General features: G+C 62.9%; 19 protein-coding genes. 12 read left to right on the top strand and 7 right to left on the bottom strand.

Features of this window, described 5'->3' with window-relative positions:
* Nucleotides 1–62: 62 nt before the first annotated feature.
* Nucleotides 63–857 (bottom strand): substrate-binding domain-containing protein, encoded by a 795-nt coding sequence (locus QOS90_RS07195; RefSeq protein WP_027596494.1) that lies wholly within the window; start codon nucleotides 855–857, stop codon nucleotides 63–65.
* A gap of 568 nt (nucleotides 858–1,425) precedes the next feature.
* Here QOS90_RS07195 and QOS90_RS07200 point away from each other — a divergent pair.
* Nucleotides 1,426–1,914 carry a DUF2878 domain-containing protein gene (locus QOS90_RS07200; protein WP_085273827.1) on the top strand — a complete coding sequence of 163 codons (489 nt, stop codon included), beginning with the start codon at nucleotides 1,426–1,428 and terminating at the stop codon, nucleotides 1,912–1,914.
* Here QOS90_RS07200 and QOS90_RS07205 read toward each other — a convergent pair.
* From QOS90_RS07205 to QOS90_RS07225, 5 genes are read right to left on the bottom strand one after another with little or no spacing between them, the layout of a single operon-like run.
* A complete protein-coding gene (locus QOS90_RS07205; RefSeq protein WP_081717559.1) occupies nucleotides 1,888–2,034 on the bottom strand; it encodes a DUF2256 domain-containing protein in 147 nt (48 codons plus the stop codon). The two genes, QOS90_RS07200 and QOS90_RS07205, sit on opposite strands and share 27 nt — an antisense overlap.
* Nucleotides 2,031–3,572, bottom strand: a complete 1,542-nt coding sequence (locus tag QOS90_RS07210; RefSeq protein ID WP_027596492.1) for a cryptochrome/photolyase family protein — start codon at nucleotides 3,570–3,572, stop codon at nucleotides 2,031–2,033. Before QOS90_RS07210 ends, QOS90_RS07205 begins: the two co-directional genes overlap by 4 nt.
* Nucleotides 3,566–3,871: a DUF6482 family protein gene (locus QOS90_RS07215; RefSeq protein WP_027596491.1), complete on the bottom strand. Its 306-nt coding sequence runs from the start codon at nucleotides 3,869–3,871 to the stop codon at nucleotides 3,566–3,568. Before QOS90_RS07215 ends, QOS90_RS07210 begins: the two co-directional genes overlap by 7 nt.
* Entirely contained in the window at nucleotides 3,868–4,404 is a 537-nt protein-coding gene (locus tag QOS90_RS07220; RefSeq protein WP_027596490.1) for a DUF3833 domain-containing protein, read from the bottom strand. The genes QOS90_RS07215 and QOS90_RS07220 overlap by 4 nt, the downstream gene beginning before the upstream one ends.
* A gap of 2 nt (nucleotides 4,405–4,406) precedes the next feature.
* On the bottom strand, nucleotides 4,407–4,943 hold the full coding sequence (locus tag QOS90_RS07225) for a chalcone isomerase family protein (protein WP_027596489.1): 537 nt from the start codon (nucleotides 4,941–4,943) through the stop codon (nucleotides 4,407–4,409).
* A gap of 201 nt (nucleotides 4,944–5,144) precedes the next feature.
* Here QOS90_RS07225 and QOS90_RS07230 point away from each other — a divergent pair, with 201 nt between their 5' ends.
* Complete coding sequence (locus QOS90_RS07230; protein WP_085273769.1) at nucleotides 5,145–6,473, top strand: SDR family oxidoreductase; 1,329 nt, start codon at nucleotides 5,145–5,147, stop codon at nucleotides 6,471–6,473.
* Between the two features lie 38 nt (nucleotides 6,474–6,511).
* Here the strand turns inward: QOS90_RS07230 and QOS90_RS07235 are convergent, their stop codons facing one another.
* Entirely contained in the window at nucleotides 6,512–7,036 is a 525-nt protein-coding gene (locus QOS90_RS07235; protein WP_027596487.1) for a hypothetical protein, read from the bottom strand.
* A 185-nt stretch (nucleotides 7,037–7,221) separates the two neighbouring features.
* On the opposite strand from QOS90_RS07235, the gene QOS90_RS07240 reads away from it, so the two are divergent.
* The 10 genes from QOS90_RS07240 to QOS90_RS07285 all read left to right on the top strand — a co-directional run bounded on the left by QOS90_RS07240 (nucleotide 7,222) and on the right by QOS90_RS07285 (nucleotide 16,954).
* The gene (locus tag QOS90_RS07240; RefSeq protein WP_027596486.1) at nucleotides 7,222–8,079 is read left to right on the top strand and encodes an SDR family oxidoreductase; all 858 of its coding nucleotides are present in this window, start codon (nucleotides 7,222–7,224) and stop codon (nucleotides 8,077–8,079) included.
* A gap of 166 nt (nucleotides 8,080–8,245) precedes the next feature.
* The gene (locus QOS90_RS07245) at nucleotides 8,246–8,710 is read left to right on the top strand and encodes a PA2171 family ribosome-binding persister protein (protein WP_027596485.1); all 465 of its coding nucleotides are present in this window, start codon (nucleotides 8,246–8,248) and stop codon (nucleotides 8,708–8,710) included.
* Between the two features lie 150 nt (nucleotides 8,711–8,860).
* A complete protein-coding gene (locus QOS90_RS07250; protein ID WP_027596484.1) occupies nucleotides 8,861–9,781 on the top strand; it encodes an ABC transporter substrate-binding protein in 921 nt (306 codons plus the stop codon).
* Nucleotides 9,778–10,926, top strand: a complete 1,149-nt coding sequence (locus tag QOS90_RS07255) for a phosphotransferase enzyme family protein (RefSeq protein ID WP_085273770.1) — start codon at nucleotides 9,778–9,780, stop codon at nucleotides 10,924–10,926. The genes QOS90_RS07250 and QOS90_RS07255 overlap by 4 nt, the downstream gene beginning before the upstream one ends.
* A gap of 11 nt (nucleotides 10,927–10,937) precedes the next feature.
* Entirely contained in the window at nucleotides 10,938–11,816 is an 879-nt protein-coding gene (locus tag QOS90_RS07260) for a sulfurtransferase (protein WP_050580791.1), read from the top strand.
* Nucleotides 11,817–11,936: 120 nt separating this feature from the next.
* Nucleotides 11,937–14,102 carry a TonB-dependent siderophore receptor gene (locus tag QOS90_RS07265; protein ID WP_085273771.1) on the top strand — a complete coding sequence of 722 codons (2,166 nt, stop codon included), beginning with the start codon at nucleotides 11,937–11,939 and terminating at the stop codon, nucleotides 14,100–14,102.
* A gap of 9 nt (nucleotides 14,103–14,111) precedes the next feature.
* The gene (locus QOS90_RS07270; protein ID WP_085273772.1) at nucleotides 14,112–14,945 is read left to right on the top strand and encodes an HAD family acid phosphatase; all 834 of its coding nucleotides are present in this window, start codon (nucleotides 14,112–14,114) and stop codon (nucleotides 14,943–14,945) included.
* 19 nt (nucleotides 14,946–14,964) lie between these two features.
* Nucleotides 14,965–15,561 carry a nicotinamide riboside transporter PnuC gene (gene pnuC, locus QOS90_RS07275; protein ID WP_027596479.1) on the top strand — a complete coding sequence of 199 codons (597 nt, stop codon included), beginning with the start codon at nucleotides 14,965–14,967 and terminating at the stop codon, nucleotides 15,559–15,561.
* A complete protein-coding gene (locus QOS90_RS07280) occupies nucleotides 15,558–16,346 on the top strand; it encodes a GntR family transcriptional regulator (RefSeq protein WP_085273773.1) in 789 nt (262 codons plus the stop codon). The genes pnuC and QOS90_RS07280 overlap by 4 nt, the downstream gene beginning before the upstream one ends.
* Complete coding sequence (locus QOS90_RS07285) at nucleotides 16,343–16,954, top strand: HAD family hydrolase (protein ID WP_085273774.1); 612 nt, start codon at nucleotides 16,343–16,345, stop codon at nucleotides 16,952–16,954. Before QOS90_RS07280 ends, QOS90_RS07285 begins: the two co-directional genes overlap by 4 nt.

The raw sequence follows: 16,954 nt of genomic DNA on the forward strand, positions 1-16,954 counted from the left end.
CCTGGGCGGTTCAGCTGGTCGTAAGTACGCTACAGCCTCGGTATCGGCGCCCGCATGTATGGTTAGCTGGCGGTATGAGGCAGTGGCGTCAGACCACTGTCTTCGATCGCGGCGTCGGCTTGTGGCGAGGCAAGGTAGTCGAGTAGCGCCTGGGCTGCGGCATGATGTTGGCTCTTACTGACGACCGCGCCCGAATACATTGTCATTTTCTGCGCTTCGGCCGGGATCAAACCAACGATGTCGATGCCCTTTACCGGCTTGAGCTCGCTTAGCTGTTGAAAGCCGATCTGCGCCTGGCCGCGCGCGACCACTGCACCGACGGGTTCAGCCGGTATCATGTGAGCCTTAGCCTCGAACTGTTCACCGAGCTGCATGCGAGGAAACAGGGTCTTGGAGAGGTATACCCCGCTCGCGCTGTCAGAGTAGGCGACAGCGCTGCTGTTTTGCAGCACCGTGCGCAATCCCTGCATGGTGCTGATATCCGGCTTCGGTTCGCCCTTGCGTACGGCCATGGCGATGAACGATTTCCCAAGATCGACGCGGCTGGTTTTGTCCGCTTGGCCGTCGGCCACCAGGTTGTCTAGCGCCGAGCCCACCATCAGGACAACATCCGCCTGCTCACCGCGGGCGAGCCTATTCGGGACAGCCTGTGGGGTCTCCCCCATAGAGGGCGCGGCAAGTACTTCCAGCTTCACACCGAACTTCTTCTGATAGATTGGGGCCACTTCCCGGATAGCGCCCATGATGCCGCCTGAACTCAGGACGGTCAGCGTTTGAGCGCCTGCTTGCGCGGCGTCAGCAGCCGAGCAGGCGATTGACGTAATTAGCAGGGCAGCAAAGGGCAGCATTCGACGCATTGGAACGTTCTCCGCAGGAAAAAAGAACGGCATGTTACCGAGGCGAAGGGCGTGCCCATGGTTAATCAATCCTTAAGAATGTTTCACACTTTCAAAAGGAAGCCATCGAGGTACAGGCTGTTTGCACAGTCCTATACCCAACGCTGCCAGTCCATGCTAGACACCGTCTGTGGATCCGACGCACTGCGCTAGCGACGTTACAAGGTCAGCACTGGCCCGCATGCGTGTCGGCCTTGGGCAGCTTGACTGAAAAGCGGAATAGGTTCCTTCGTAGCACTCATCCGGTCATTCAGTATCAAAATGAACACCGAACAGCGGGTTCGCGAACTGCAAGCGGAAATCGCTCACTTACGTACCCGTTGAGTGAGGCCAGGACTGGATAAGAAGCTGTACAACTTCGTTGACTTGTACAAATTTAGTCATAGGCTTCAGCTATATCCTTCAACAGTTCACTGTTGCTTGAGGATCATCTGGAGCCAAACATGTCCGTTTTTCAGCCATTCGCCAAGCCCTTCAATAATCTTGAAAGGGGCAATCTCGACGCCCATTTTTGTCCGGCCGGTGAATGATGCCCAGCAGCTGGCTGATCGCCAATGCACTCTGGTTGCAGGCCGGTTGGTGGGCTTGCGTGCTGGGCGCTCGGTACCCTGGGTTGTTGCTGCTGGTGCCACTCGGCCTGGCCATACACCTGTGGCTCTGCCCGGACTACAAGGTAGAAATCAAGGCATTGTTGCGTGTCGCATTGGCCGGCTGCGTGCTGGATAGCGTGCTCGGGGCACTGGGCGTATTCAGCTTCGATACGTGGCCCCTGCCCTTGTGGCTGGTATTGCTGTGGTGGGTGCTGGCCAGCGGCCTTCGCCATAGCCTGGCCTGGGCCGGCCGGCCTTACTGGCGCGGCGCGTTGCTGGGCGCCCTTGGCGCCCCACTGGCCTACGTCGGTGGCGCCAGGTTGGCGGGGGTCGGCCTGCCGCTGGGTGTGATTGAAACCGGCTTGTTGCTTATGCCGGTGTGGGCCCTGGCCCTGCCATTACTACTGCACATCGCGGCGCGGCGCTGACCGGCGGCAGCGTTCGGAGCAATAGCGCACCTCGGCCCAGCAGCGTGCCCAGCGCTTGCGCCAATTGAAGGGTCGGCCACATACCACGCAGGTTTTGCTGGGCAGCAGGCTCTTTTTCATACCACCTCGCCAGCATCCAGCCGCGCCAGCAGTGACTGACCACGCAACCACACCGCTTCGCGATGGCCAGGCGGCATGCCGTCCAGGTTACGGTAGACCATGACCAGGCGTGGATTGGCCGACAGCTGAGCGCGGTGACGTATCAGAAAATGCCAGTACAAGGCATTGAATGGGCAGGCATCCTCCTCGACCACATGGTCGACCTTGTAGCTGCACGCCTTGCAATGGTCGGACATCCGCTGGATGTAACGACCACTGGCACAGTACGGTTTCGACCCCAGGTACCCACCGTCTGCATGCATGACCATTCCCAGCGTGTTGGGCAGTTCGACCCAGTCGAAGGCATCCATATACACCGCCAAATACCACTCGCAAATGGCGTCTGGCACGATGCCGGCCAACAGGGCGAAATTACCGGTGACCATCAGCCGCTGGATGTGGTGGGCGTAACCCAAGCGCAACGTCTGCCCGATGGTTTGCGCCATGCAGCGCATGCGGGTGGCGCCCGTCCAGTAGAATTCCGGTAAGGCACGCTGGTTACCCAGATGATTGAGCCCGGCATACTCAGGCATGCGCAGCCAGTAGATGCCATGCACATACTCGCGCCAGCCAATCAACTGGCGGATGAAGCCTTCGGCGGCATTCAGCGGCACCCGCCCCTCACGCCACGCCTTGTCGACGTCGTCGCACAGGCAACGCACATCCAGAAGGCCAATGTTGAGTGCCGCGCTGATGCGCGCATGGAACAGGTACGGTTCGCCTTCTGCCATGGCGTCCTGGTAGTCACCGAACGCCGCCAGGCCGAAATCGAGAAAATGCTGCCAGAGCTGATGAGCCTGCTCATGGGTCACGGGGTAGTTGAACCCGTCCACGGCCCCGTAATGGTCACTGAAACGCTGCCGAACCAAGGCCACTACCGCTGTCGTGATCGCGTCTGGCTCAAACTGCGCAGCGAACGGCCCTCGCAACTGGCGCGGCAACGGCTTGCGGTTGTCCCCATCAAAATTCCAGGCACCGCCTGCGGGGCTGCCATCGGCCTCCAACAGCAACCCGCAACGCTTGCGCATGCCGCGGTAGAAATGCTCCATGCGCAGCTGCTTACGCCCCTGCGCCCACCGCGCGAAGGCTTCACGCGAGCACAAAAAGCGCGTATCGCGGTGCCACACAAGCGGCAGCTGCGCATCGCGTAGCGCCTGCTCCAGGCGCCATTCACCGCACTCTGTCAGGTGGATGTGCGTGGCGCCCAATGCCTGCTGCCAGCGACGCAGCTCGCCCGCAATGCTACCGCTGTTGCCGGCAGCGATAAGCTCGACATAGTGCACCTGCCAACCCCGCTCCCGCAGCGCCTTTGCGAAATGCCGCATGGCACTGAAGATGAGGATGATCTTCAGCGGATGATGCGGCACGTAGCGGGCCTCGCCCTCCACTTCCGCCATCAGAATAGCGTCGCGGGTAGGGTCCAGGGCCCCCAGGCTTGCCAGGTCGAACGACAGTTGGTCACCGAGCACCAACCCCAGCCGCGGGGGCCGGGCTACCATTGGGTCGTCAGCGTCACGGGCACCCGCAGCGGCGCGATAGGTCCGTCACGCTGCCCACACATTTCATCATGCACCACCTGCTGCACCAGCATGCACGGCACCGGTGGCAGCTCGGCCAACAAGTGGCGCAGCTCGGTGGTGGAGCGCAGGCGAACGGGCTGACCATGATCATCAATCAACGTGACCGGGCCGGCACCGGTCAGTGCGCGGAGGATGTAGAAGCCACCTTCGAGCGACAGCAGTTCAAGCTCTCTGACTTCACCGGCCGTAACCCGTTGAGTAAGCGCATTCAGGTTCATGGTGTGCCCTCCGGCAAGCGGCGGAAGAACAGAGTGATCTGCCCAATCTCCACGCCCAGTTTGCTCATGCTCGAGCGGTTGATCAGGGTGTCTTCATCCATCAGGTACATCCAGTCGTCCAGGTCCACCTGCCAATGCTCCCCGTCTACCGGCAGGTCCAGCCGGTAGCGCCAGCGCAGCGCATTACCGGCCGATTCGCCACGGGCCTCACCGATCACGTCACCCGCTGTTCCTCGCCAGCGGCCCGCACCTTCCGGCACCAGCGTCCAGGTTCGCTGCTGACGCGTGCCATCGCTGTACAGAAAATGCTCATCGAGGATCAGCCGCTCACCGTCGCGGCGGCTGTCGATACGCACGTGAAAGCGCTTCACCACCTCGCCGGAACGCTTCTGGAACATCCCCCAGGCTTGCACCGGTCGTGAGAAGAATGCCGCCAGGTCGAGTTTTGGTTGCTCCTTGGCATAGTGCTCGACACCGACGTTGCCACAACTGCCGAGGAGCAGGCAGCCAACCAGTAACAGTGCTCTGTACATGTTTACGTCCCTCGGTCGTTGCCCGCCCGCCCGAGCAGGCGCTGGCGCAGCTGTGGGTCCCTGGCCCGTGGGTCGAGCCAGATGGCGAAGAATGCTCGGGAAAATTCCGGGTCGGCGATTACCTGGCTGAGTGTGCCATCGACATAGAAGCGAGCCCCTTGGCCTGGCAGGTACACACCCGTGATACGCATACCTGGGCGCACATCCACGAATGCCCCTTCAAGGGCCTTGCTCCACGCTGCGCGCTGCTGCGGCGTGATGTTGGCGTTAAGGCGGCGTATCTCCGCAAGGCTCGCGTCTACCAGCGTCTCCTTGGACAGCGATCGGTGGTAGCGCAGTTCCAGGGCAAAGGGCTGGTTCCAGTCCTGAACCGGGCCCACTGTCCACAGCCGGGCGCTGTATAGGCGCACGCCGAACCACGTGAAATCGCCAGCACCCAACGGTTGCGCCGTTGGCAATTCGGCTCGCCAGTCCGCCGCCACGGTCGACAGCGCAACCATCAGCACGCACAGGCTGGCCCAACGCGCAGGAGGCACCATGCTTACCTCGAACAATTGGGAAAATCCTGTACAAGAATAGCTTTTTGTATAGGTTTCAACAAACGGTAAGCACTGTCCATCCGCCGCTAAAAAAAAACCGCTGAAACGCTTGCTCTGAACTTTGTCCTGCCCAACGGATTCCCCTGCTTACTCACTGCAATATCTGCTGCACAGCCGGCTTTCAGAAAAGGGGTTTTCACCATGATCGATCAAGCGACAGGTATGAAACCAGGCGAGCGCTATTGCGTGGAGAACGTCGAGCGCGCCCATCAGTTCCCGGGGTACTTTCAAGACGGCAAGTATTACCTCGGCCCCGAACTGCTGACTGCGGTCGGCTGGCTCGAAGGCACGCAGTTCATCTACGACAGCCTGGATGCAGAAGGCAAACCCGTCTTCCCGGATCGGGTAGCGGGCACCATCGAGGGCTTGAAGCTGGTAATGGCCGACGGAACCACCCTTGATCTCACCCCCATAGAGGCCAGTGCCACCCTCGGGTCTATCGACCGTGAAGACAGACCAGCCCCAGAGCACGCTATGCCAATGAGCCCGACGCCGATCAAAGGCCCATTGCGCGGAAAGGTCGTGGTCATCACCGGCGCCTCCAGCGGCATAGGCCGGGCGGCTGCGCATGCGTTTGCCTGCAAAGGTGCGCGCCTGGTGCTCGCGGCACGCGATGAGGAAGCGTTGTTCGACGTGCTGGATGAATGCACCGACTGCGGCACGGACGCTGTCGCCATCACCACCGACGTCACCCACAGCGATCAAGTGGCAGCCCTGGCCACCCAAGCTGCCGAGTTTGGCCATGGACGTATCGATATCTGGATCAACAACGCCGGGGTTGGCGCGTTGGGCAGCTTCGACGAAACACCGCTAGAGGCACATGAGCAGGTGATTCAAACCGACCTGGTCGGTTATCTGCGCGGCGCTTACGTGGTGCTTCCCTACTTCAAGGCACAGCGCAGCGGCATACTGATCAACACCTTGTCGCTTGGCAGCTGGATCGCCCAACCCTATGCGGCAGCCTACTCGGCGAGCAAGTTCGGCCTGCGTGGCCTGACCGAAGCGCTGCGCGGTGAGCTGACGGCGTTCCCCGGCATTCATGTGTGTGATCTTTATCCGGCCGTCATGGACACGCCAGGCTTGCGGGACGCAGGCAACTACACCGGCCACGCGCTGACACCCCCAGGGCCGATCTACGACCCGGAACGGGTGGCAAACGCCATGGTAGCCTGCGCCATTTCCCCGAGCGCGCGCACCACTGTCGGCGCTGCCGCTCGCCTCGCCCATCTGGCCAGCTACCTGGTACCGGGGCTGCCTCAGTTGTCAGGGTGGCTCACGCGCTGGGGCTTGAACCGCAGCCCCAGCGCGGCGATATCTTCCGGGAATCTGTTCGAGCCACCCGATGACCGGCGAAGTGTGGACGGTGGCTGGAGAACTCAGAAAGATAAAACATCGTTATGGGTAGGTGCGGCGCTGCTGGGTGTCATTGCCGGGTTTGTCTTCACCCGTTCGCAACGCAGGCGCCGCTAGAGTTTGCTGGCAGTCATTTGCGCACAGCAGCGCGCCCGTCACGCGAGCTGGATATACACCGAGTAGCTGCCCAGCAAAACCCAGAACCCGAGAAAAATCCAAGGCGTGCGAAGGGAGAACAGCAAGGATTTCCGGTGCCCGGCCCGGGACGTCTCAGCCTCGCAGAATAAGGGCGATTCATCATAGGCCAGGCCCATCATCGGCTCACTGCGCAGCAAGTGGCTCTGCTTCAACTGCCAGTGCTCGATGATCCGGAACGCCGCGCGGATGCCTGGCCAGGCATTCAACGAGCTCAACACGCCGAGCAGGGCGAGAAACGCCGGCACGATCAACGTGAACATTTCCCCCCAGCTCTGGTTAAGGTTGCTCATCGAAGACACGAAGGCGATGACCAGGAACGACTGAGCGGCCAAATACGCATCGGTACGGTTGGCCAGGATAGTGGTCTCGTACTGGATTTCGCGTCGATAGAAATCCAGGCGTTCCTTGGGCGTGCCGAACATCCGCGCATTCTGCTGATCGATCTCATGCTCAGAGGTGGTGGGCGTAATGATTCGAGGCACTCGGGCGCTCCTGAAAGGGGTGAGAGCAGCGCACTGCTGATCAGCGATAGAGCGATCCCTTCAACGAAAATTCATTGCAAGTGGGTGGCAGGCCGTCCGTCGTTCAAAACCAGCATCCACTTCAACACTGGCTTCCCGCACGGTTCGAACGGTAATGAGCGTTCTCAACTGCAGGAGCTTCGACCATGAGCGACTACCCTACTCCGCCATTCCCCTCGCAACCGCAAAGCGTCCCCGGTTCGCAGCGCAAGATGGAGCCGTACCCGGACTGTGGTGAGCAGACCTATACAGGCCACAACCGGCTCGAAGGCAAAATCGCCTTGATCACCGGCGCCGACAGCGGCATCGGTCGGGCCGTTGCGATTGCCTATGCGCGTGAAGGTGCAGACGTTGCCATCGCCTACCTGGATGAGCACGAAGATGCGCAAGAAACTGCGCGTTGGGTCGAAGCCGCGGGCCGCCAGTGCCTCCTGCTGCCCGGTGACCTGTCGCACAAACAGCACTGTTACGCCATTGTCGACAAGACCGTGGAACAGTTCGGTCGTATCGACATCCTGGTCAACAACGCCGCATTCCAGATGGCCCATGAAAGCCTGGACGACATTGACGATGAGGAATGGGTGAAGACGTTCGACACCAACATCACCGCCATCTTCCGCATCTGCCAACGGGCATTGCCGTCAATGCCGAAGGGCGGCTCGATCATCAACACCAGCTCGGTCAACTCCGATGACCCGTCACCCAGCCTGTTGGCCTACGCCGCCACCAAAGGCGCCATTGCCAACTTCACCGCAGGCCTCGCCCAGTTGCTGGCCAAGCAAGGCATCCGGGTCAACAGCGTGGCGCCAGGCCCGATCTGGACGCCGTTGATCCCTGCCACCATGCCGGATGAGGCCGTCAGAAACTTTGGCTCGGGCTACCCCATGGGGCGGCCAGGGCAACCGGTCGAGGTCGCGCCGATCTACGTTTTGCTGGGCTCTGATGAAGCCAGTTATATCTCGGGTTCACGCTACGGCGTCACAGGGGGCAAACCGATCCTCTGACGACCATGAGGAGGCTTGTTGTTGCAGGCCTGGACGCTTCGTCTGCGCGCTGCGAACCATGCGGTAAAGACTTGAACCATTCGCACGCACATTACGTCCACCGCAACAGAAACGATGAGTTTGTACCCAGCAATCCGTTTTTCTCCGACCACCATGAGGTGCCTGCATGAACGCTATCGACCTGTTGATTCAAGACCATAAATTGGTGAAGAAGCTGCTGGCTGAATTGTCTTCAACCACCGAGCGAGCGGTGAAAAAGCGCGCCGAACTGCTGCACCGGATCGAGCAGGAGCTGCAAGTCCACACTGCACTGGAGGAGGACATCCTCTACCCGGCCATCAAGAAAGCCGGCGGCAAGGAAGAGGCGAAGATGTATTACGAAGCCAAGGAAGAACACCGTACCGTCGATTCGCTGGTGCTTCCTGATCTGCTTCATACCGAAACCGGCACCCTGGAATTTGCCGGGCGGGTGAAGGTGATGAAAGAGCTGCTTGAACATCACATCGAAGAAGAGGAAGGCGAGCTGTTCCCCACGGCGAAAAAACTGCTGGGCAAAGATCAGCTGGAAGAGATGGGCATTGCCATGGAGGCGCACAGGAAAATGCTCAAGGGCGAACGAAAGGCTGCATGAACCGAATGCGCCACAGCCAAAAAGAAATTAAAGCAGGCCAGTTTATTACCTGAAGGAATAAAAATAGCACCGAACGATATTGGTATATACCAGATGTCTACCCGTTAAATCTGCTCCCTGAGCCCCGAGGGCACCAAGGAGCACGAAAGGATGAACGCTGTACGGGTAATGCTGGAATATTTCCACCCTTGGCCAAATTCGGCAGGGTTCTACGTCGCAAGGGAGCGCGGGTGGTATCAGGACGCCGGCTTGTCGGTGCAACTGGTAGTGCCCGACCCCTTCCATGGCGACACGTTGGAGCACCTGCTCAACGGCGATGCGGATGTCGGCGTGTTTCCCAGCAATCGCTTGCTGGTCAGGCGCAGCCTCGGCCAGCCGCTGCTGGGTGTCGCGGCCATCAACCATCGGGGCCTTGAATCGATCCAGACCCTCACCGACTTCGGCATTCGCCGCCCCAGGGACCTCGCAGGCAAACGCCTGGCGCTCAACCCCACGCCCCGTGGCCTGGCCATGGTGCGCCATCTGGTGGCCGCCGATGGCGGCGACCCGGATGCCGTGATCATCGTCGACAGCAAAGTGCGCGAACTGCGCCCGGAAGACCTGGCGGCAGGCATTGCCGACGCCAGTTTTGGCGGCTACTGGGCCTGGGAAGCCTTGATGGACAGCCCGGTTGCGGCCGAGCGACGTGTGGTCTGGCCAGTCGATGACATTGGCGCACCGCGTTATCACAGCTACCTGCTGGGCGGGCAGCAACGCTGGTTTGAGGAAAACCCCGAGATCGCCCGCGCCTTTCTCGCCGCCACCGAGCGTGGCTTTCGCGCGGCGGCCGCTGACCCGCAAAGCGCGTTGGGCGCCTATGAGGCCGCCACCCCTTACTTTCCGAGGGCGCTGCTCAGCCAATCGCTACAGCACATCGCACCCACTTGGCTGCATGAGCAGCGCTGGGGCCAGCAACGCGAAGAATTGATCGCGCCCTACGCCCAGTGGCTGCACCACCACGGCGTACTGGCCGACGCCGACGCTTGGCGTGGTGCCACCAGTAACCGTTACCTGCCGGAGCCACAGGCATGAACGAGCCCTTGCGCATGGCCCATGGCATGGGCGTGCAGCCAGTAGAAGCCGACTGGCCCGCGCTGACTCAGGTGGATGTGGAAGCGGTACTGAGCCACTTCCCGCGGCTTGGCACCGTGGGCCCGCTGCACTGGCACAGCCCCCGCCCCTTCTCGGCTGCCGCGCAGGTGCGCACAGACCAGGGCGAGCTGTTCGTCAAACGCCACCACCGCAGTGTCCGCCAGCCCGCCTGGCTGCTGGAGGAACACCGCTTCGTTCAGCACCTTGAACAGCGTGGCGCGCCCGTTGCTACCCCGTTGCTCGACCGCAACGGCGACAGCGTGGTGGCCCTGGGTGATTGGACTTACGAGGTGCTGCCCTGCGCGCAGGGCCACGACCTGTACCGTGACGCGCTGTCATGGACACCCTTCCTCAGCCTGCAGCACGCCCATGCGGCGGGCGTTGCCCTTGCTCGCCTGCACTTGGCCGCCGAAGGCTTCACTGCGGGCGCCCGACGCACGCCCGTATTGATTGCCAACCTGCGGTTCTTCAGCCACCACGCGCCGCTGTCGTCCATCGAAGCAGCCTTGACGCAGCAGCCCGCACTGGCCCACTACCTCGCAGACAAACACTGGCAGCAGGCCCTGAGCGAACTCTATCTGCCCCATCACTGTGCCCTGCTACCCCTGCTGCAGCACCAGCCAGCGCTGTGGACCCACAACGACTGGCACGCCTCCAACCTGCTGTGGGACGAATCGGCAAACACCACGCAGGTGCGCAGCGTCCTTGATTTCGGCTTGAGTGACCGGACTTTCGCCGTATTCGACCTGGCCACTGCGGTAGAACGCAATTGCATTCCCTGGCTTGAACTCGATGCAGGCGGGCGCGCCGCCGCCGACCTCGACGCCGTCGATGCACTGCTGACCGGTTACCACAGCCAGCGGCCCCTGACACAGGCCGACCTGCTCACGCTCAAAGCGCTGCTGCCATTGGTCCATGTGGATTTCGCCCTCGCCGAAATCGACTACTTCCAGGGCATCGTCGGATCCCGGAGCAACGCCGACATCGCCTACCACAATTTCTTGATCGGCCATGGCCAATGGTTTGGCGACAGCGAAGGCACCCGCCTGCTCGATCATCTGCACCGCATCGCACGCGCGCGCTGACAGGAGCCCTTATGCCCGACATCCTCATTTCACCCAACGCCTTGCACCACGCCCTGCAACAGCCGGGCCTGGTGGTGCTCGACGCCAGTGTGGAACTGGCCGCCGCCCAGTTCGATGGCGACTACCGCGTCGCCAGTGGCCATGCGGCCTGGCTGGCCGAACACATCCCGACGGCGCGGCATGCCGACCTGACGTGCGAGCTGGCCGACACCGCAGCGAGCTACAGCTTCGCCCTGCCTTCGCCGACGGAGGCAGCCGCGGCGCTGGCACGCCTGGGCATCGCCGAGGCACGGCACATCGTGGTCTACGACCGGCATGAGGGGTTTTGGGCCGCACGCCTGTGGTGGATGCTGCGTAGCCTGGGCGTGGCCGCGTCGGTGCTCGACGGCGGCCTGAAGGCCTGGCGCCAGGCCAACCTGCCCTTGGCTCGCGGTGAACAAGCTCTGGCTGGTGTACCGGGTTCGCCAGTGTCGTTCACCGTCCATCCAGGGTATTGGGCAAACCGTGAGGACGTGCTGGCCGTACTCGATGGACAGGCCCCAGGCACGCTGGTATGTGCGCTGTCCAAGGGGTTGTTCGAGGGCAGCGCGGTGACCCGCTATGCCCGACGCGGCCATATCCCCGGCAGCCTCAACCGACCGGCGCGGCAACTGTTCGACGAGCAGGGCCGCTACCTGGCGCCCGACGCATTGGCCCGCGCACTCGGCCCCGCATTGGTCGAAGGCACGCAGCCACTGGTCCTCTACTGTGGCGGCGGTATTTCCGCGGCCGCCACTGCCCTGGCCCTGACGCGCCTGGGGCGCCAGGGCGTTTCGATCTATGACGGCTCGCTGCAGGAATGGGCAGCTGACCCTGCATTACCAATGACCACCGGAGCAACGCCGGCCTGAAGTTACACCCCCTTCAAGCGCCCGCTCAACGATGCTGTCGCCGCTGCATAGGCGCGGCATCGCGAGCACAGGTTTACCCGATTTTCGGTGCCACACCGCTGGTCACCCAGGAGTTCGTTCATGGCTTCATCCTTGTCTTTTCATCACCGCCACGGCCTTGCGCTGGGGCTGCTGAGCCTGTCATTGAACCCGGCCCTGGCCTGGGCAGACAGCACCCTGCTGGAGGCCATCACCGTGACGGGCGCACTGACCAACAGCTACCAAGCCACCTCAGCCTCGGTGGGGGGGCTGGGCGAGGCGCCACTGCTCGATACGCCGGCCTCGGTTGCGGTGTTCACCGAGCAACTGCTCAAGGACCGCCAGGCCAGGCTGCTCAGCGACGTGCTCAGCAACGACGCCTCGACCGGCGAAAGCTATGCGCCGATCGGTTACTACGAAAACTTCGTGGTTCGCGGGTTTTCCCTCAGCGCCGCCAACAGCTACAAGATCAACGGCAGCACTATCACCGGCGAGCAGAACGTCGCGCTGGAAAACAAACAGCAGGTCGAGCTGCTCAAAGGCCTTTCCGGGTTGCAAAGTGGCGTTTCCGAGCCGGGCGGGCTGGTCAACTACGTCACCAAGCGCCCGCAGAACGTACATTCAGTCACCGTCGCGAGCAACGAATCAGGCGAGCGCTATGTGGCCACCGACCTTGGCGGCTGGCTGGACAGCGAGCAGCGCCTGGGCGTGCGCGCCAACTTCGCCCACGAAGACATACGCTCCTACGTGGACAACTCGGACGGCAAACGCGATTTCGCCTCCCTGGCCGTGGACTGGAACCTCAGCGATGCCGCCCTGCTGCAGCTGGATGCCGAGTACCAGACCCGCGAACAGCGCTCGGTGCCGGGCTATCAGCTACTCGGCGGTAGCGTGGTGCCCAGCGGCATCGACCCCAAGGACCGCCTGGCCGACCAGCGCTGGTCGAAACCGGTGGGTATCGATTCGCTCAACCTTGGCAGCCGCTTCGAGTACCGCTTCGACGACAACTGGAGCGCCAACTTGAGCGCTTCGCGCAGCCGGGTGGTGATCGACGACTACAGCGCCTTCGCCTGGGGCTGCTATGGCGCCCCGAGCTGCTCCAGCTCCGTCGTGCCCAACTACTTCAGCCCCGAGGGCGACTACGATGTCTACGACTTCCGCAACCCCGACGATACCCGCCGCAACGACGAGCTCCAGGCGGCACTGAGCGGGCGCTTCGACAGCGGCCCTTTGCAGCATGAGCTGACCGTCGGCAGCAGCGCCCTGCGCCGTATCGTCGACCGCCGCGACTCGGTCAACGAATGGGTGGGCACCGCCAACATCTACCAGCCGGTACCCGACTTTGCGCCGACCAGCGAACCGCTGGGCCACACCTATCGGCGCCTGGACAGCCGCCAGTACGGGCTGTTCTTCAGCGACCGGCTGAGCTACGGCGAACACTGGCAGGCCATTCTGGGTGGCCGCCAGGTGCGCCTGGACGAAAAAACCTTCGATATCGACGGCAACACCACGCGCCATACCCAACGTTCGGAGTTCCTGCCCAACGTGGCACTGATCTACAAACCACGCCCGGACATCTCGCTGTACACCAGCTACAGCAAAGGCCTGTCACTGGGCGGCGAAGCGGCGTGGTTCACCACCAATGCCGACGAGATCCTGCCGCCCACGGTTTCACGGCAACTGGAGGTAGGTGCCAAGCGTGACTGGCAGGGCTTGAGCCTCGGCGCCGCGCTGTTTCGCGTCAGCAAGGCCTACCAGTATTCACGCCCCAATGGCGACGGCAGCTTCACCAACGTGCAGCAAGGCGACCAGGAAAACATCGGCCTCGAACTGTCCGCCAGCGGGCACCTGACCGAGCAGTTGCAGGTGTCGGCCAGTGCCGCGGCCATCCGCGCCCGGGTCGAGGACAGCGGCACTGACAGCTACGAAGGGCACCAGGCGATCAACGTGCCGAACGTACGCGCCAGCCTGCACGCCGACTACAGTGTCGCCAGCATCAAGGGCCTGGCCCTGCTCGGCGGCCTGCGCTACAGCGCCAGCAAGTATGCAAGCCAGGCCGGCAACGTGAAGGTCGACGGGTACACGGTGTTCGATGCCGGGGCGCGCTACACCCTGGACCTGGAGGGCTACGAAACCGTAGTGCGCCTGACCGTGGACAACCTCTTCGACAAACGCTACTGGCGTGATGTGGGCGAATACATGGGGGATGGCTACCTGTTCCAGGGTGCGCCGCGCACCGCTCGCCTGTCCGCCACCGTGAATTTCTGAGGAATCGCCATGACCCGGTCCGTCTCGCTGATCGCCACCCTGCTGGCAACGCTGCTCACCGGTTGCCAGCAGCACCCGCCCGCTAACGACCAGCTCGATGCAGTGCTCTGGGCCCAGACGTCGGTGGAACACGACCTGCTGTTCCGCCAGGTTTATGCCAGTGCCACCCAGCACCTCGACAGGGCCTTGGCCGACCCCGCCTGGGATGCGCTGGCACACGCACCGCGCGCGCTAAACGGCTTGCCACCGGCGCTGATCATCGACATCGACGAAACCCTGCTGGATAACGTCCCGCTCAACGCCCGTTCGATCATCAATGACCGCCCCTATGACTACGACGCCTGGTACCAGTGGGTCGACCGCGCCAAAGCCCCTGCCCTGCCCGGCGCGGTGGACTTTCTGCAGGCCGCCGCGCGCCGTGGTGTCACGCCGTACTACCTGACCAACCGAGCGCCAGGCCAGGAGCAGGCAACCCTGGAAAACCTGCGCCGCGCCGGTTTCCCCATCGACAGCAGCGCCCAGATCCTCACCGCCGGCACCGCCATTGGCGGTTGCCAGGCCAGCGGTTCGGACAAGACCTGCCGCCGTCATTGGGTGGGGACTCAGGCGCGGGTGCTGATGCAGCTGGGCGACAGTTTCGGTGATTTCATGGCCACCCGCGGCAGCCAGCAGGCCCAGCTCGACGCGGCCCGCCCCTACTTCGCCTGGCTGGGTGAACGCTGGTTCCTGCTGCCCAACCCCACCTATGGCGGCTGGTACAGCGCGCCGTATCAGGGGCGCGAAGGGTTGTCGGAACAACAGAAGCGCGCCTTCAAGCACAAGGTCTTGAAGCCCCAGTACTGACGCTGCCGAGGAGGCGCCCATGTCAACGTTAGAAATCATCGCCGTGCTGTTCAATATCCTCGGCGTGTGGCTTACCACCCAACGTATTCGCTGGTGCTGGCCGGTAAGCGTGGTCGCCGTGCTGCTCTACGCCTGGATATTCTTCGACGTGAAGCTGTATTGCGACATGCTGCTGCAACTGGTCTTCGCCGTGCTGCAAGGTTACGGCTGGTGGCGCTGGAGCCAGGGTTACAGCGTCGCCGGCAAGGTCGGCGTGCAACGCCTGCCGCGCCGCGAGGCCATCGTCAGCCTGGCGGCGGGGCTTGCTGGCGCAGTACTGCTTGGCGCCGTCATGCAGCGCTACACCGATGCCTCCGCGCCGTGGGTCGATGCGCTGCTGAGTTCGCTCAGCCTGGTGGCCAGCTTCTGGGCGGCACGCAAATACGTCGCCAGCTGGGGGCTGTGGATCGTGCTCGACAGCGCCTACGTCGGGCTGTTCCTGTTCAAGGACCTGCAACTCACGGCGGCCCTGTACGCCGGCTTCGTGGTATTGGCCGCCTACGGCCTGCTGGCCTGGCGCAACGAACTGCTGGCCCAGCAACAGCCCCTGCTTGCAAGCGCCGAGGTATTGCCATGAACCCGTTTCGCACCTCGTTCGTCAGCGAGTCGCAGCCACAGGCCACTTGGCGCGCCAGCCAGCCCCATTACCTGCGTATCCGCGATCAACTGGCCAGTGACCTGGCCAAAGGCTGCCTGCCCGCCGACAGCAAGCTGCCCGCAGAGCGCGACCTGGCCGAGCGTTTCGGCTGCACACGGGTGACCCTGCGCCAGGCACTGCAATTGCTGGAAACCGACGGCGTCATCTACCGCCAGGACCGCCGCGGCTGGTACGTCAGCCCCCCACGCATCCGCTACGACCCAACCGGCATCACAGGCTTCATGGAGTACGTCGCCACCCAAGGGCGCACGCCACGCACCGAGTGCCTGCACGCCGAGCGCCGCCCAGCCGGGGCCTGGCTGGCCAAGCGCATGGGCCTGGAGCATGCGGAGGAGCCGGTGTTCTACCTGCAGCGCCGTCGCTACGTGGACCAACGCCCGGTGCTGCTCGAGTGCAATGTGCTGGTCGCCGACTGGTGCCCCGCGTTGCTCGACGCCGACCTCAACACCTCGCTGACGGCCCTGCTGCGCGAACGTTTCGGCCGCGTGCAGTCGCGCAGCGAGTTGTGCATGCACCCTGAGACGATGAACGACTTTCAGGCCGATCTGCTGCAAGTCTCCCCAGGCTCGAGCAGTTTCTATCTGGAACGCCTGAGCTTCGGCGAGCGCGGCCAGCCCGTGGAGTTCGACCAGGAATTCTGGCGCCCGGACGCCCTCGCCGTGGTGCTGCAAACCCGCTACCCCGGCCAGGTCGAAGCGCTATGAAACACCTACTCGACACCCCATTGGAAACACGCTTGCTGGCCGCCGAAGGCCTGATTTTCGACTGCGACGGCACCCTGATCGACAGCCTGCCCGCCTACGCCAGCGCCTGGCGCGCGGGCTTCGCTGCGTCTGGCAAGGGCATGGACAGCGCATGGCACGCCGCCCGCTGCGGGCTCTGCGAGACGCAATTGATGACGCATTTCGAACAGAGCCACCAGGTCACGCTGGATCGCCCCAGGGTGGTGGCGACGATGCGCCAGCACTACCTGGCCAACCTTTCCCGGCATGTGCGTGAGATCACCCAGGTAACTGCCATCGCCAGGCGGTTTGCCGGGGTGAAGCCCATGGCGGTGGCATCCAGTGGATCACGCGAGATTGTCTTGAACTCACTGGCCGCACTGGGTTTGGTCGAGCTGTTCGGCGCCATTGTGACCATCGACGATGTCGGCAAGGCCAAGCCTGATCCTGCTATCCCTCTAGAGGCCGCCCGGCGACTGGGGCTGCCGCCTGCTCGCTGCCTGGTGTTCGAGGACAGCGAGCAAGGCCTGGAAGCAGCGCAGCGCGGTGGGCTGCCGGTGGTGGACATAAGACGGCTGAGCGCGCCTTAG

It is taken from the genome of Pseudomonas sp. LAIL14HWK12:I10 (assembly GCF_900184205.1).
Taxonomy (GTDB): domain Bacteria; phylum Pseudomonadota; class Gammaproteobacteria; order Pseudomonadales; family Pseudomonadaceae; genus Aquipseudomonas; species Aquipseudomonas kermanshahensis.